The 15,037-nt window shown below is 33.6% G+C and carries 14 protein-coding genes and 4 tRNA genes; all 18 read right to left on the reverse strand.

From position 1 onward, the window contains the following. Window positions 1-227: 227 nt before the first annotated feature. Entirely contained in the window at window positions 228-710 is a 483-nt protein-coding gene (locus PCY09_RS03890) for a sigma-70 family RNA polymerase sigma factor (RefSeq protein ID WP_045772576.1), read from the reverse strand. A gap of 201 nt (window positions 711-911) precedes the next feature. Further along, window positions 912-985, reverse strand: a tRNA-Asn gene (locus tag PCY09_RS03895). A 5-nt stretch (window positions 986-990) separates the two neighbouring features. Next, window positions 991-1,062, reverse strand: a tRNA-Glu gene (locus PCY09_RS03900). A gap of 176 nt (window positions 1,063-1,238) precedes the next feature. Then, window positions 1,239-3,221 (reverse strand): ATP-dependent zinc metalloprotease FtsH, encoded by a 1,983-nt coding sequence (gene ftsH, locus PCY09_RS03905; RefSeq protein ID WP_046164766.1) that lies wholly within the window; start codon window positions 3,219-3,221, stop codon window positions 1,239-1,241. An 18-nt stretch (window positions 3,222-3,239) separates the two neighbouring features. After that, on the reverse strand, window positions 3,240-3,782 hold the full coding sequence (hpt, locus tag PCY09_RS03910; RefSeq protein ID WP_008808023.1) for a hypoxanthine phosphoribosyltransferase: 543 nt from the start codon (window positions 3,780-3,782) through the stop codon (window positions 3,240-3,242). 4 nt (window positions 3,783-3,786) lie between these two features. Then, window positions 3,787-5,064 (reverse strand): tRNA lysidine(34) synthetase TilS, encoded by a 1,278-nt coding sequence (gene tilS, locus PCY09_RS03915; protein WP_061602208.1) that lies wholly within the window; start codon window positions 5,062-5,064, stop codon window positions 3,787-3,789. Then, complete coding sequence (locus PCY09_RS03920) at window positions 5,061-6,341, reverse strand: serine hydrolase (protein ID WP_045772579.1); 1,281 nt, start codon at window positions 6,339-6,341, stop codon at window positions 5,061-5,063. The genes tilS and PCY09_RS03920 overlap by 4 nt, the downstream gene beginning before the upstream one ends. Next, the gene (locus tag PCY09_RS03925) at window positions 6,341-6,460 is read right to left on the reverse strand and encodes an SP_0009 family protein (RefSeq protein WP_037622626.1); all 120 of its coding nucleotides are present in this window, start codon (window positions 6,458-6,460) and stop codon (window positions 6,341-6,343) included. Before PCY09_RS03925 ends, PCY09_RS03920 begins: the two co-directional genes overlap by 1 nt. A gap of 2 nt (window positions 6,461-6,462) precedes the next feature. Further along, on the reverse strand, window positions 6,463-6,831 hold the full coding sequence (locus tag PCY09_RS03930; RefSeq protein WP_061602209.1) for a septum formation initiator family protein: 369 nt from the start codon (window positions 6,829-6,831) through the stop codon (window positions 6,463-6,465). After that, entirely contained in the window at window positions 6,824-7,090 is a 267-nt protein-coding gene (locus PCY09_RS03935; RefSeq protein WP_012131074.1) for an RNA-binding S4 domain-containing protein, read from the reverse strand. Before PCY09_RS03935 ends, PCY09_RS03930 begins: the two co-directional genes overlap by 8 nt. A 65-nt stretch (window positions 7,091-7,155) precedes the next feature. Then, window positions 7,156-10,659, reverse strand: coding sequence for a transcription-repair coupling factor (gene mfd, locus PCY09_RS03940; protein ID WP_125397475.1), 3,504 nt, complete (start codon window positions 10,657-10,659; stop codon window positions 7,156-7,158). Continuing rightward, the gene (gene pth / locus PCY09_RS03945; RefSeq protein WP_061602210.1) at window positions 10,652-11,221 is read right to left on the reverse strand and encodes an aminoacyl-tRNA hydrolase; all 570 of its coding nucleotides are present in this window, start codon (window positions 11,219-11,221) and stop codon (window positions 10,652-10,654) included. Before pth ends, mfd begins: the two co-directional genes overlap by 8 nt. 73 nt (window positions 11,222-11,294) lie before the next feature. Continuing rightward, window positions 11,295-12,410 carry a redox-regulated ATPase YchF gene (gene ychF, locus PCY09_RS03950; protein ID WP_008808030.1) on the reverse strand — a complete coding sequence of 372 codons (1,116 nt, stop codon included), beginning with the start codon at window positions 12,408-12,410 and terminating at the stop codon, window positions 11,295-11,297. Window positions 12,411-12,519: 109 nt separating this feature from the next. Further along, window positions 12,520-12,593, reverse strand: a tRNA-Asn gene (locus PCY09_RS03955). 5 nt (window positions 12,594-12,598) lie between these two features. Beyond that, window positions 12,599-12,670 (reverse strand) — tRNA-Glu (locus PCY09_RS03960). Between the two features lie 61 nt (window positions 12,671-12,731). Next, window positions 12,732-13,499, reverse strand: a complete 768-nt coding sequence (comE, locus tag PCY09_RS03965) for a competence system response regulator transcription factor ComE (protein WP_061602211.1) — start codon at window positions 13,497-13,499, stop codon at window positions 12,732-12,734. Continuing rightward, window positions 13,496-14,857, reverse strand: coding sequence for a competence system sensor histidine kinase ComD (gene comD / locus PCY09_RS03970; protein ID WP_061602212.1), 1,362 nt, complete (start codon window positions 14,855-14,857; stop codon window positions 13,496-13,498). The genes comE and comD overlap by 4 nt, the downstream gene beginning before the upstream one ends. Window positions 14,858-14,872: 15 nt before the next feature. Continuing rightward, on the reverse strand, window positions 14,873-15,025 hold the full coding sequence (locus PCY09_RS03975; protein WP_012131079.1) for a bacteriocin: 153 nt from the start codon (window positions 15,023-15,025) through the stop codon (window positions 14,873-14,875). Between the last annotated feature and the right edge of the window lie 12 nt (window positions 15,026-15,037).

Here is a 15,037-nt window from a genome sequence, read left to right on the forward strand (position 1 = left end):
GGTCACATATCTCTATGTCACCCTGCACTTGGTTCGTCTTGTTCAGTTTTCAAAGGTCTTTGCCTCCCTCGGAGACAACTATCTTAGTATATCATCTACTCGCTAAACTGTCAACTACTTTTTTGAAATTTTTTTATATTTTTTTATTATTCTTCTTTTTCTTTGGCTTTTTTCTTGAGCATGAAATTGGAAAACAGACTGAAAGGGAGATTGCCTCTCCCTTCTTTTTAATCTAAACGGGGATTGAAATCCCTTAAGTGATAGGACAGATCTTTGAGCATTGCCTTACGTCCTTTGAATCTTTCATCTGCCATCAGGCGCTCATATTGTTTTGATTCTTCTGGACTGAGCTGACTTCTATACTCTGCCATTGCACTTCTAAAGGCTACCAATTCATCCAGATACAGCTCTTTCATTCTTAAACGATGACCTATCTCGCTGACCTCTTCATAGGGTTGCCTGTCCAATTTCCGCTTTTGACTCTCTTGGCGACGAATCAAATCATGAATTCTGTTCCGAAACTTGGTCTTGAAGTAACGGTACAGGCGTGGATGATCTTCCAGTAGGTTGGGATGACTTTTTAATAATTCGTACAACACCAACATTCCTTCCTGCCTCCAATCTGCATACTCCCATAAGTGCAGATAATAATCTTTATAACAGCGCTTGACTATCCCTTCAACTTGTTTGTATACGTCCTCAAACTTCATTGACTAGTCCTTTCTTTTGGTTTTAGAGGATTTCTCCTCACCTATTAATCTATCAAAGATCCAGACTGTTGCGGACATTGGGGTGTATTTGTTTATTTAAAATTATTGTCATGTATCTATTGATAATACTTTATGCATTTTGTTCTCGTTTTAAAACATAAAAAAACAGGAAGAAGATTCTTCCTGTTTTTTTATACTTAACTCCGGCAGTAGGACTCGAACCTACGACATCATGATTAACAGTCATGCGCTACTACCAACTGAGCTATGCCGGATAATATAGTCCGTACGGGATTCGAACCCGTGTTACCGCCGTGAAAAGGCGGTGTCTTAACCCCTTGACCAACGGACCATAAACACACAACATAGAACATTATATCAGTTCCTTTCGTTTTGTCAATACTTTTCTATTTATTTTTTTAATCATCTTTTATTGGTAATCTAGTAATTGAGTTATATGTATCAAATGAGTTTGATTTATGGCTAACTTCTCAAAAAAAGAATCCCAAAATGAGATTCTTTTTGATTTTATTCAGCTGATTTGTTTTCTTCCATTTTTGATTTAATTTCATCATATGAAAGAGCGTGTGACTCTTTATCTTCATCCAATTGATCTTCAGATATTTTCCCGGTTTCATAAATAGATTTAATTTGATTACTATCCAACGTTTCATATTTCAGAAGCGCTTCAGCTATCAATTTATGAGTTTCACGATTTGATTGAATGATTTCTGCTGCTTTGTTACGAGCTTCATTTAAGAGGTCACGTACTTCAGCATCAATTTCATAGGCAGTCTGCTCAGAGATAGATTTTGGTGGATTATAAGCACCTGGAATCATAGCATGATTTCCTTCATATTGTACGGGACCAAGTTTGTCGCTCATACCATATTCTGTAACCATGCTTCGAGCCATTTGTGTTGCCTGTTCGAAGTCATTAGAAGCCCCTGTTGTTTGAACATTAAAGATAATTTCTTCTGCTACTCGTCCACCCATGAGACCTGCCAATTGCTCTTTCATATCCTCTTTAGATAGAAGCATTTGGTCTTCTTTAGGTAAGGCGATCATATATCCTCCTGCACGACCACGAGGTACGATGGTTACCTTATGTACGACACGGGCATTCGAAAGAACTAAACCAACAATTGTATGACCTGCTTCATGATAAGCCACGATTTGACGATCACGCTCTGAAACAGTCTTATCTTTTTTAGATGGTCCAGCAATAACTCTATCTTCAGCTTCATCAATATCAGAAGCATCAATTACTTTCTTATTGCGACGAGCCGCTACCAAAGCTGCTTCATTTAGGACATTTTCAAGATCTGCACCAACAAATCCTGGGGTCTGCTGAGCAACTAATTTTAAATCAACATCTGTAGCCAAAGGTTTATTTTTAGCATGAACACGTAAGATAGCCTCACGACCTTTGACATCTGGACGACCAACTAAAACTTTTCTGTCAAAACGTCCAGGACGAAGAAGTGCAGGATCCAGCACATCTGAACGGTTTGTTGCAGCGATAACGATAATACCTTCGTTTCCTTCAAAACCATCCATCTCAATAAGAAGTTGGTTTAAAGTTTGTTCTCTCTCATCATTACCACCGCCAAGGCCAACACCACGCTGACGACCGACTGCATCAATTTCATCAATGAAGATGATTGCTGGAGCTGCTTTTTTAGCATCTTCAAATAATGAGCGAACACGACTAGCACCAACACCAACAAACATTTCGACAAAATCTGAACCAGAAATACTGAAGAAAGGAACACCAGCTTCTCCAGCTACTGCTTTAGCAAGAAGAGTTTTCCCTGTTCCTGGAGGGCCTTCGAGGAGAACTCCAGCAGGAATACGAGCTCCAAGCTTGGTATAACGTTTAGGATCTTTAAGAAACTCAACTACTTCAACCAATTCTTGCTTTTCTTCTTCAGCACCAGCAACATCGGAAAACCGCACTTTGATTGATTCTTTGCTAGCAGCACGCGCTTTATTGCGACCAAAATTCATCGCACCACGGGCACCACCTCCACCACTTTGATTCATCATTGAAAAGAAGAAGAATCCAACAATAACAAGTGGAAAGACAGAAATTAAGATATTAAGCCACATTCCACTTGAGCTTTCACGTTTGATGCTAATCTCTGTCTTGTTTTTAGCTGCTAACTTTTGTAATTCAGAAATAGTTGAATCTGCCGGCAATATGATGCTGGTGAATTTTTTAACCGATAATGAAGGCGATGGGAAAAATTGGATACCTGTTGTATCTTTCACTTCCTTAGATTTTTTATAGGTTCCGGAAATTTCAACAACACTTCCATTAGGTTGGTAACTAATATCTTTCACGTTACCTTTTTCAATTTCTTTAACTAATTCTGTGTAATTAATCTGTTGACTGCGATTGACAGAATTTCCAGCCATCAAATACTGAAACCCTGTTACTAAGGCAATCACAACTAGAATGTACAGAAGTGGATTTTTTACTAATCCATTATTTTGCTTATTTTTCATTTATATATAGTAAACCTTTTATTTTGTATATACTTCTTCCTTCAAGATACCTACATAAGGTAAATTGCGATAGTTTTCAACATAGTCCAATCCATAGCCAACTACAAATTCATTTGGAATTGTGAAACAAGTGTAATCTGCCTCTATTTCAACAAGGCGTCCTTCTGGCTTATCCAAGAGTGTAGCAATTTTAACTGACGCTGCATTTCTATCTTTGAACATTTCGCAAAGGCTTTTTAAGGTCTTTCCAGTATCAATGATATCTTCAATAAAAAGAATATCGCGGCCAGCAACATCTTGGTCAACATCTTTTTTAATGTTAATTACACCACTGCTAGAAGTTCCACCATGATAGCTAGATACAATCATGAAATCCAATTCAATATGAGTATCAATATGCTTGATCAACTCAGCCATAAAAGGAACCGAACCTTTTAAAACACCAACTAGAATAGGATTCTTCCCATGATAATCTTCTGTTAATTGGGCTCCTAGTTTTTTAGCAGCAGCAACTATCTCATCGTGCGAAATCAGTACTTTTTTAATGTCTTTTTCTAACATAATCTTACCTATCTATTTTTTTAATATAAAGAACATCTTTCATTATATCACGTTTCGAGTTCTTACTCAAATCACCTGTTACGATTCCAGCAATCCCTAAAATTTCATTAAATTGTTCCACAATGACAGCTTCATCTCTTTCTTTAAGAGAGTATTTTTTATCTATAAAATAGCGAGCTAGTTTTTTATGGTGACCATTTAATAAAATTCTATCTCCAGACTGTCGGTGACGGAGCACAATAGAAGTTTTACGTGAAACAGGAATCATCTGAACCTCTCCACCAATTAATTCTTTCCCAAAAGAGAAACAATAACCACCTAGTTCAATAATATCTTCAAATTGTAGCAAAATAGCTCCCTTTTTTGAATCAGACTTAGGACCGATTTTCTGAATTTTAAAGGTTTGATAGTCTTGGATGAGCTCATATTGATTTTTAAGATAATGGTGATAGTTGGTTTTAGTATTTACAATATGTAAAATATCATCAAACTGTGCTTTACTTAGTTGTAAATCAGGAAATTTTTCAAGATATTCCTGCAATAAAAAAACTTGAACTTCTCTTTTTTGCTTCCTAAACGTCTGTAAATCCGTCATATTTAAGTCTTTTGTTAAGCCGGAAAGAGCTTTTTGTAATTGAGCAATTTCTAAACCTAAACCTATAATAGCTTGTTTGATTCTGGGGTTTTCTGTTTCTAAAAGCGGGAAATATTGGTTTCTTACACGATTTCTAAAATAAGTATTTTCAAAATTTGAGGCATCTTCAAAATGAAAAACCGTTGGAAAATCAGTTTTAGAAAATTCCAACAAGGGTCTAATTAACTCGCCACCACCAAAAGGCTGCCTATCTTTCATACCAGACAAATAACGTAAGCGACTTCCACGTAGAATCCGCATAAAAATCGTTTCTGCTTGATCGTCTGCATGATGGGCTGTCACCAAGGCAGTACAATCTTCTTCTTGCATGACTTTTTTGAAAAAATTATAACGAAAATCTCTAGCTGATTTTTCTGAAAAAACTCCAGAAAAACTTGATGTAAGAATCTTTACACCAAGTTTTTGAGCAATTTCTTTTAATTGTTTTTCTTCTTGATCAGCTTCAATTCGTTGTTTATGGTTGATATGAGCTAAGATAAGTTCTATATCCAACTCTTTTTGATACTTATATAAAAGGTTCAATAAGGTCATAGAATCAAGGCCACCAGAAATGGCCAACAAAACTCTTTGATGTTCAATAAAATAAGCTTTTTCTTTACACTGTTTCAAAAATTGCTGCTCAATCATTTCAGCACCTCATAGACATCATTGGCTATTTTTGAAATAGTGTCATAGTTTGAATGATTAGTGAAAACCGATATGATAAAAGGTGATTCACTGTAAACAATGGCAACGTCATGTTTGAAATCATAAGCATCACCAATCTTATGAGCAACCTTCACTGGAATATCCTTAGAAATCCTCTGATTATCAAAGTTGGTCTGCGAAAGAGTGTCAATAATAGAACCATTTTGATAATAAATAGCTTCCATTACATTTCCTGCCATTTTAGCAGAGGCATTTCTTTCTTCCACATCCCATTTTCTACCTGCAATGTTTTCAATAGTGGAACGGTAGGTCGAGCTTGATTTATCTGTAACATAGTAACCTAAAATATTGGTTGCGGCGTTATCAGATTCTTTGGCAATATGATTAATAAGATCCTGTACACTGTATTCTTTATTATCTGCTTCTTTTGGTAAACTACCACTTCCTTCAGTATCATAAGCTCCCGAATAATCATTGACATCCTGAATATATTTTAGTCCTTGTGCAAGTGTAAATTTCCCTTTATTTAATTCTTCTTGAGCATAATAAAGAATTGGCAATTTAGTTACACTGGCAGAATACATCTCTGTATCTTGATTAATTCCTGCCGTTTTTCCTGTATTCAACTGTTTGACATAAATAGAAAAGTCCGCCTGATTATATCGACTAGTTAAGATTTCTTGAACTTTTTCGATGCGATTATCTGTATCTGAAAGATAATCCGCTCTTACCCAACCACTATTTTCAATTTTTGCATATTGGGCTGTTGGTGTTGTAGCTAGTTGAGTGATTTTTACAGAAGTATAGGCTGATTTATTACTATTAATTTTTTTGACACCATTTACATAAGCTTTTTCATAAACTGTAAAACCTGGTTTAAGCCACACTGTTTGATTTGTATCTTCCAAAGCCAAGACAGTATCATCATAAATGGAACGTTTATCAGCAACTACAAACTGACCATTGGATAACTTAAAGAGAGGTAACCCTTGAGAATTGACTACTAATTCAGTCAACTTGAAAGGCTGATTTGGAGATAGCTTCCCAGAAATCTTATCTAGTTCTGCAGAAGAAAAAGTTAAAACTTCTTCATAAACATTTGGATTGGTAGGAAGTGTTTGATAATAATTGCTGTAGCTTGTATTGGTCAATTCATACTGTTGACTTGTTGTCAATGGAATATCTTTTTCTGTGCTAATGACTATATTACTGCAAAAGAAAGCCGGTAACAACAATAAAGCTAAGTATTTCCTCATCAATCCTTCCTTTCTGTATTTTTTTCTTCTCTCAATTCTTGATTCTTTTGTGAAAGTTCTTCTAATTTTTCCTCTGAGAAAGTTAAAAATTTCTCCACTGTTTTAACAATATTATCCATGATTACTGTGGTAACAAATCTGGTATATTATAGATTGTCTCTCCTTCTTTAGCATAGAAATATTTTGCTCGAGCGTATTTAGCGGCATAGTCATCATCCTTTAAACGCTTAGATAAGTTTTCCTGATATTCTTTTTCCCTATTCAACTCATCATATTTTTCTTGTAACTCAACAAGCTTTTGCCGGCGTTCTAGAAGGGTTTGATAGGATTGTACTAAATTATAAGTTGGTAAAATGAACAAAAGCATAACTAAAATTAAAACCCAGCCCATAAAACGATTTTTTTTGCGACGTTCTTCTTCTAAGTAGCGTCGACGCTGATTTTCATCCTGAATGTACTGATTATTTAATTGAACAATATTTTTAGACATCTTCTTCTACCCTTGTTTCACTAACAATTTCATACATACTTGCTGCATCTTCTTTTTTGGTACTATCTTTCATTTCTAATACTTTCACAGTAAGTAGTTTATTACCAAAACGAATCTCAACAATATCATCTGTTTTTAAGTCTGTTGAACTCTTGGCTAGAATTCCATTTACTTTTATTCGCCCTTTATCAGCAACTTCTTTTGCAACAGTTCGCCTCTTAATAATTCTTGATACTTTTAAATACTTGTCTAATCTCATATTCCTTACCTCAATTCTCTTAATATTCTATCATGTTTTAAAGAAAATGAAAAAACAAAATCCCCTCAATCCTTTTTTCTTTGTTTTATCTCCACCAACTTTTGACCAAACTGAATTAAATTTTCTAAGATTTCATAATCCTTTTTCTGACGAACATCAAAAATAACTTCAATTAGTTTGTCGCTTTCTCCTATACGAGCTTTTAAAGTTGTTGCAGCCAAAGCTTCAAAATAATCCTGGGTCAAGAATATTTGCTGTGACATCTTTTCAAATCTAACAACTACGGTCTGCTGTCTGCGTTCTACTAAAGAAACAAAGGATTTATCCAAATATGATTTCAACAGACCAATTTCTAATAAATAGGCGACAACATCTGGATACTCTCCAAAACGATCTATCAATTCTTCCTGTAAATCTTCATAATTTACACTGTTGTCAATTTCACGAATACGTTTGTAAATCTCAATTTTTTGACGTTCATCTGATATATAGTCACTTGGTAAATAGGCATCAATTTGGAGATTAATTTCTGCATTACTTTTTTGTCTTTTTTGCTCCTTACCTTGTTTCTTGGCAATTGCCTCTTCTAAAAGTTGAGAATACATTTCAAACCCTACTGAATCAATAAATCCTGATTGAGAAGCTCCAAGAATGTTTCCTGCTCCTCTAATTGATAAATCTCGCATTGCAATTTTAAATCCTGAACCTAGCTCTGTAAAACCTTTAATTGCTTCTAAACGTTTTTCAGCCACCTCAGTCAAAGTTTTATCTGGACGATACATAAAATAAGCATAGGCGATACGATTACTCCGACCTACTCGTCCCCTAAGTTGATACAAGGTTGACAGACCCATATGATCAGCATTTTCTATAAATAAAGTATTTGCATTTGGAATATCAACTCCTGTTTCAATAATGGTAGTTGTAACCAAGACATCATATTCTCCATTTATAAAGTCAATTAGAGTATTCTCCAATCTAATTTCACTCATTTGACCATGAACAAAACCAATGCTTGCTTCTGGGACTAACTCTTTTAATTCAGCTACTTTTTGCTCAATTGTGTCAACTTTATTGTAAAGATAGTAAACTTGTCCTCCACGATCTATTTCTCTTACAATTGCATCTCGAATAATAGTTGGATTAGTTTCTAAAACATAAGTTTGAACTGGATAACGATTGGTCGGAGGAGTTTCAATGACTGATAAGTCTCGAATACCTAACATTGACATGTGTAAGGTACGAGGAATAGGAGTAGCAGTTAAAGTTAAGACATCAACTTTTGTTTTTAATTCTTTTAGTTTCTCCTTATGCTTAACTCCAAAACGCTGTTCCTCATCAATAACTATCAGACCTAAATCTGCAAATTCAACATCCTGTGATAAGAGTCTGTGAGTCCCAATAATGATATCCACTTGACCTTTTTTCAAACCTTCTAAAGTCTCATTCTGCTCTGCCTTTGTCCTAAAGCGACTTAGAACATCAACATTAACAGCAAAGTCATTAAAACGTTCTTTAAAATTTGTATAATGTTGCTGAGCAAGTACAGTTGTTGGCACCAAAATTGCAACCTGCTTATGATCATTAACAGCCTTAAAAGCCGCCCGCATTGCTACTTCAGTTTTACCAAAACCAACATCTCCTACCAATAGGCGATCCATTGGTTGCTTGCTTTCCATATCCTTCTTTATTTCTTGAATACTTCGTAATTGATCCTCTGTTTCAACATAAGGAAAATCATTATCAAATTCAATCTGATTTTCGTCATCACTAGAAAAGGAAAAACCTTCTAGCTGGCTCCTCTCTGCATACAATTTAATTAAATCATCTGCAATATCTTCCACTTGATGCTGAACTTTTTGTTTTGTCTTTTGAAAACGACCGTCATTTAACTTATTGACTTTTGGTGTCTTTCCATCACTAGCTACATATTTTGATAAGAGTTGGATTTGGTCAACTGGAATCGATACTCGATCGGCATTTTGGTATTGAATGGTTACATAATCTCGGTGAATACCAGAAATTTCAATGGTTTCAATTCCTAGATATCGCCCAATACCATGTATGTTATGGACAACATAATCTCCTTTTTCTAACTCATTATAATCCTTTAATCGCTCTGCATTAGATATATTTTGCCGTCTTACACGTCTTTTAACTTTCTTTTGGAAAATTTCATATTCTGTAATTAATACAAGTTTTTGGTCTACAAAATTAAACCCTTGGTTTAAATTTCCTTGTATAAGTTGCACTGAATTTTTATGGATTTCTTTATCATTTATATACTCTACTTGAATGTCGTATTCTTGTAAAGTTTTATGTAAAGATTGTAAAGCAGCTAATGAAGATGCTTGCAGGATTACTGTAGAACCTGCCTTTTTATAGCGATCAATTTCATCTTTCAATAAAGGAAATTGACTAAAAAATTCCTGCATAGGGTATTGATTAAATTGATAAAGAAAATCAAATTTTAAGTTACCTAAGCCTTTGTGAAAATTTGAAAGAAAAGTAGAAGGTTTGTAATTTCTAAAATCTGGATAAGAATTCACAAAATATTTCTGATTTGAAACAGCTTTACTAGATTGTAAACCTTCTGTCAAAATAGTTGCAGCTTCCATTTCAAATTGTGCATTTCGCTCCATGATTTTTTGAAAATCATCAAAGAAAATAGGAGTATGTTTTGGAAGATAATCTAGAATAGTCCATTCTTTCTCATAAAAATAGGATAAAAATTTTCGAGAATCTGGATGAAGTTGACGTTTTTTAACATCCTGTAAGATCTCTTCAAGATAAGATTTTAGATGGTTATCTTGACTTGCTTTTACTGCCTCTTCTATTTTTTTCTGAGCTCTTAGATAATCTTCATCCGATAACAATATATCGTTTGCAGGATGAATTAAAACTTGATTTAAATTTTCAATAGAAGTTTGGCTTTCTGAATCAAAAATACGTATTCCATCAATCTCATCTCCGAAAAATTCTAAGCGGTAAGGAGAAATACTATCTTTATCAAAAATATCTAGGATATCACCTCTTAAACTGAACTCACCCTGATTAAAAACTTGTGATTCTTTTCTATAACCAATCTTAATCAAAAAGTTTACAAGGGTATCAAGGTTATATTCTTGACCAACTTTTAGTTCTATAATTGAAGATTTTAATTCATTTGGATTTGGCAAAAAAAGGCGACTAGCTGAAAGATTTGTGACTAGAATACCTGACTCATTGTCATCTAATAAAAAATTTAATGCTCCAATCCGAGCATATATTTTCTCTTGAGACGAGAAGATAAATTCAGCCATAGGTGCATCGTCAGCTAAAAAATTATATACTTTTTCCTCACCTAACAAAGAAATCAAGTCACTAGATAACTTTTCTGCTTCACTATAACCTGATGTCATAACGAGAATTTTTTGATGTTCATCAAGAGCGGAGGCTATTGCAAGTGCCTTAGTGGAACCAGACAACCCCATTAGTAACTGTCTAGTCTTTTGATTTAGATTTTTTTTCCAATCTAAAATTTGCTGGTTTTGACAAAATAAATCAATCAAGTTCATTTTATTATCCATTATACTTCTGCATTGCTTGTTCAAAATTGCCTGATTGTAAATAATAATTTACAGCATTGTCAACTTTGTCAAGAGTATTCAAAATAGTTATGTAATCATCTCTATCGAATTTTCCTAAAACATGATGAACCACTGTTATACCTCCTTTGGGACGACCAATACCTATTTTAACTCGTTTAAAATCTTGAGTACCTATATGTTTAATAATCGATTTAATCCCATTATGGCCGCCTGCTGAACCTTTTGCGCGTAAACGAATCTTACCAACTTCCATATCTAAATCATCATATATTACAAGTAAATCTTCAACTTCTAAACCGTAATATGTTAACAAAGCATGGACTGCTTTTCCACTTTCATTCATAAAAGTTGTTGGTTTGATAAAATATACCTTTTCACCATTTAAGAATGTTGAAGCAATTTCTGATTGAAAAATTTTATCGGCTGTAAACTTTAAATTTAAATCTTTACACAACTTGTCAACTAACATAAATCCAACATTGTGTTTTGTTTCAACATATTTATCTCCTGGATTTCCTAATCCAACAATTAATTTTGTCATTATTATCCTTTCAAAGCTTAAAAGGGTTGGAAAAATTTTTCCAACCTATTCTTTATTCCATTTATACTTTCTTTTACACATTAAACCGGAATTCCATAATATCGCCATCTTGAACGATATATTCTTTTCCTTCTTCACGCAAACGTCCAGCTTCTTTCACTGCTTTTTCACTTCCATAATGCAATAAGTCATCATAAGACATGGTTACCGCTCGGATGAAACCTTTCTCAAAATCTGAGTGGATGATACCTGCTGCTTGAGGTGCTTTCATTCCACGTTTGAAGGTCCAAGCACGTACTTCCTTTTCACCAGCTGTAAAGTATGTTCCAAGTCCCAACAGGTGGTAAGCTGCTCTGGTCAGTTTATCCACACCTGATTCTGTCAGACCTATTGCTTCTAAAAATTCTGATTTATCTTCATCATCTAATTCAGAAATTTCCTCTTCAGCACGCGCTGAAATGACTACAACTTCTGCATTTTCTGTAGCTGCGAATTCGCGAATTTGCTTTACATAGTCAATATTATCTGGATCAGCCACTTCATCTTCACTGACATTGGCCACATAAAGCACAGGTTTAGTCGTTAAGAGAAAGAGCCCTTTAACGATCTTCTGTTCTTCTTCTGTAAACTCAATTGTCCGGGCTGAGATACCATCTTCGAGAACTGGCTTAATTTTCTGTAATACATTAAATTCCGCCACAGAATCCTTATCTTTTTGAGTTCTCGCCATCTTCTCTACACGCGCATAACGTTTGTTGATACTTTCTAAGTCTGCTAAAATCAATTCTAAATTGATTGTTTCAATATCTGCCATTGGATCAACAAAATCAGACTCGCGACCCTGTTCCCTCATGACATTTTCATCATCAAAAGCACGTACAACGTGGACGATAGCATCTACTTCACGGATATTAGCTAAGAATTTATTTCCAAGACCTTCCCCTTTTGAAGCCCCTTTAACAATTCCTGCAATATCTGTAAATTCAAAAGTTGTTGGAACTTTTTTCTGTGGTTTGATGAGCTCTGTCAACTTATCAAGACGTGCATCCGGAACTTCTACCCTCCCAACATTAGGGTCAATGGTTGCAAAAGGATAGTTTGCTGCTTCTGCCCCCGCTTTTGTAATTGCATTAAATAAAGTTGATTTGCCGACATTAGGTAATCCGACAATTCCTGCTGTTAAAGCCATTTAGCTCTTCCTTTCATCTTTTCAATTCAAATTATTATACCATAAAACAGGTTAAGTCTGTAGAGGAAAATATAAACAAAAAAACACTCAATTAATTGAGTGTTACCGACTCCGGCAGTAGGACTCGAACCTACGACATCATGATTAACAGTCATGCGCTACTACCAACTGAGCTATGCCGGATAATATAGTCCGTACGGGATTCGAACCCGTGTTACCGCCGTGAAAAGGCGGTGTCTTAACCCCTTGACCAACGGACCATATATGTCTTGCAAGAAGACATATTTTATTATACCAGTTTATCTCGCTTTGTCAACAGTTTTATTTTTTATTTTCTTCTTTTTTACTTTTGGATTTCAGTATTTCTTTCAAGTATCTGACACGTAATCGAGAAATTGGTGAACGATGACCATCATAATATAAAACATCTTTTGTCTTTTTGTCGTATCCACTAATGTTGCTAATATTCGATAGGTATGACTTATGTGGTGAGAAAAAATATCCAAGTTCTTTATCTTGTTCTTGAATTTCTGCTATTGTCCCATAGAATTCCTTAAAGAAATTTTTTCCAACAACTCTTAATTTATAAGGACTTCCTGTCGTCTCAATATATAAAATATCTCTAAAAGGAATTCGAATTTCGTTTCCTCTAAAACTATACTCAAAAAAGTCAACAATATCTGTATTTTCAATTAAATTATTTCGTGTATAAACGATGCAATCTTTAACTCTTTTCTTAAAAGAATTATCATTTATGTCTTTATCTATAAAATCTAACGCTGATACTTTATACTTAAAAGTTAAAGTCGCAAATTCTGAATGACTCGTGACAAAAACAATGATAGCATAGGGATTATGTTGGCGTATAAATTGCGCCATTTCTAGACCTTTTTGTTCTTCTCCTTTGATATCTATATCTAAAAAATAGAGTTGATTTACCTCGTCTGACTCAACATATTCTTTAAATTCATGAATTTTTCCTGTTACTTTTGCTTTAATTTCAAGATTAAGTTCGCGAGAAATTTCTTCGAAGACATTTTCAATTCTCACTTGATGTTCAATAGTATCTTCTAGCACTAATACTTTCATATTTTTTCCTTTCTTTTAAATCTTACAACTTGTATAAAATAATTTGTTTCTATATCTGTTTCCAGAATAACTTCATCATATTTGTCAATAATTTCTTTGACATTATTTAAACCTAATCCTCGATTTTCTCCTTTTGTTGAGAAGCCTACTTCATAAATTTCTTCTAAATTAATGTAACGGCTTTGACGAGAATTCTGAATTACAAAAACAATTTCTTTATCTAGCTTTACTAAAGACACGTTCATTGTTTTTGAGGGACTTTCAGCTGCCCCTTCAACTGCATTATTGAGCAATACACTAGCTACTCGAACTAAATCTAAAAGTTTCATAGGTAATGTCTCAATAACATCCTTCATTTCAAATACGATCTCTACTCCACACTCTCGAGCCTTAAATATAGTTTGAATTAACACACTTCTCAAGGCAGTGTCTTGAACATTATTTAATTCAAAAAAAGTATAGTCATCTGATCGAAGGGAAATATTAGCTTGACTTAAAACATTATGAAAGATTCGCTCTACTTCTTTCATATCACCTGAGTTAATTCCGGTTTGCAAACTTGTTAACATACCAGCATAATCGTGACGAAAACCTCGAATTTCGTTATAAAGACCTACAATTTCATCTGTATAAAGCTGTAGTTGTCTTTGTTCTTCCTTTTTTTGCTGAATTTCTTTTGCTTTTTCATGTTGTTCACGAGCAGACTTTAGATAAAATAAAGTCGACAAAAACATAATAAATCCTATAGTGGCAATCATACTAGCAAAACTATTAAGATGTGCGTTTTCGCTAAACCAATGAGAAATATTTAATAAGATATGAATTACTATATATGACTTATTAACATTATATAGATCATTTTTATAAATTGGTTCTTTATAATATTCAAAATAAAAGTCAAAAAAATCAACAACCTTTAAAATAATAAACAAAGCTAAAAGATTAATTATAATGTAAAAAATATCGTAATGTTGTTTTACAAAATAATCTCCTGTTATTGAAGAAATAATGACAGATAAAAAAGTTTCAGAAGTCTCCACAGATAAATAGATAACAAACGATAAAAACAAATTCAAGTAATTATCATACTCTTTTCTTTTAATAAGAAAATATTTGTAGAAAATAAGAGGCTGAATAAGTAAAAATAAATAATGAAAAATATCTCGAAAAATTTTCCAATAATCTGGTAATAATAAGAATAGAGAATAAAGAAATGATATTACCATTATTAAACCCCAAAATAGAATAATGAGTTTAATATTAATTTTCTTTTTTCTATTAATTTTATTGTAAAAAAAATCATAGGAAAAAACTTGTATTATAACTGGAAATAAAGACAGTATTATTGTAAATATCATTTCAATCTCCTAAAATTATTTTTTATTAAAGAATATATTTTCCCACCATAATCTAATTTTGTTTGAGCGAACATCTCCACCAGTAACTTGCTCTAATTTTCTTTCTGTCAAAATTTCAAATTGTTGTAACTCTTTTGGCAATAAATTTTGTTTGTTTTTCTTTTTCATAAAAATATCTCC

The sequence above is a fragment of the Streptococcus sp. SG2 genome (genome assembly GCF_030439925.1).
Classification (GTDB): domain Bacteria; phylum Bacillota; class Bacilli; order Lactobacillales; family Streptococcaceae; genus Streptococcus; species Streptococcus gordonii.

Excerpts from the sequence above, each read along its gene's own strand:
- PCY09_RS03890 (WP_045772576.1), bottom strand. The coding sequence starts at position 710 with ATGAAGTTTGAGGACGTATACAAACAAGTTGAAGGGATAGTCAAGCGC.
- ftsH (WP_046164766.1), bottom strand. The coding sequence starts at position 3,221 with ATGAAAAATAAGCAAAATAATGGATTAGTAAAAAATCCACTTCTGTAC.
- hpt (WP_008808023.1), bottom strand. The coding sequence starts at position 3,782 with ATGTTAGAAAAAGACATTAAAAAAGTACTGATTTCGCACGATGAGATA.
- tilS (WP_061602208.1), bottom strand. The coding sequence starts at position 5,064 with ATGATTGAGCAGCAATTTTTGAAACAGTGTAAAGAAAAAGCTTATTTT.
- PCY09_RS03920 (WP_045772579.1), bottom strand. The coding sequence starts at position 6,341 with ATGAGGAAATACTTAGCTTTATTGTTGTTACCGGCTTTCTTTTGCAGT.
- PCY09_RS03925 (WP_037622626.1), bottom strand. The coding sequence starts at position 6,460 with ATGGATAATATTGTTAAAACAGTGGAGAAATTTTTAACTTTCTCAGAG.
- PCY09_RS03930 (WP_061602209.1), bottom strand. The coding sequence starts at position 6,831 with ATGTCTAAAAATATTGTTCAATTAAATAATCAGTACATTCAGGATGAA.
- PCY09_RS03935 (WP_012131074.1), bottom strand. The coding sequence starts at position 7,090 with ATGAGATTAGACAAGTATTTAAAAGTATCAAGAATTATTAAGAGGCGA.
- mfd (WP_125397475.1), bottom strand. The coding sequence starts at position 10,659 with ATGGATAATAAAATGAACTTGATTGATTTATTTTGTCAAAACCAGCAA.
- pth (WP_061602210.1), bottom strand. The coding sequence starts at position 11,221 with ATGACAAAATTAATTGTTGGATTAGGAAATCCAGGAGATAAATATGTT.
- ychF (WP_008808030.1), bottom strand. The coding sequence starts at position 12,410 with ATGGCTTTAACAGCAGGAATTGTCGGATTACCTAATGTCGGCAAATCA.
- comE (WP_061602211.1), bottom strand. The coding sequence starts at position 13,499 with ATGAAAGTATTAGTGCTAGAAGATACTATTGAACATCAAGTGAGAATT.
- comD (WP_061602212.1), bottom strand. The coding sequence starts at position 14,857 with ATGATATTTACAATAATACTGTCTTTATTTCCAGTTATAATACAAGTT.
- PCY09_RS03975 (WP_012131079.1), bottom strand. The coding sequence starts at position 15,025 with ATGAAAAAGAAAAACAAACAAAATTTATTGCCAAAAGAGTTACAACAA.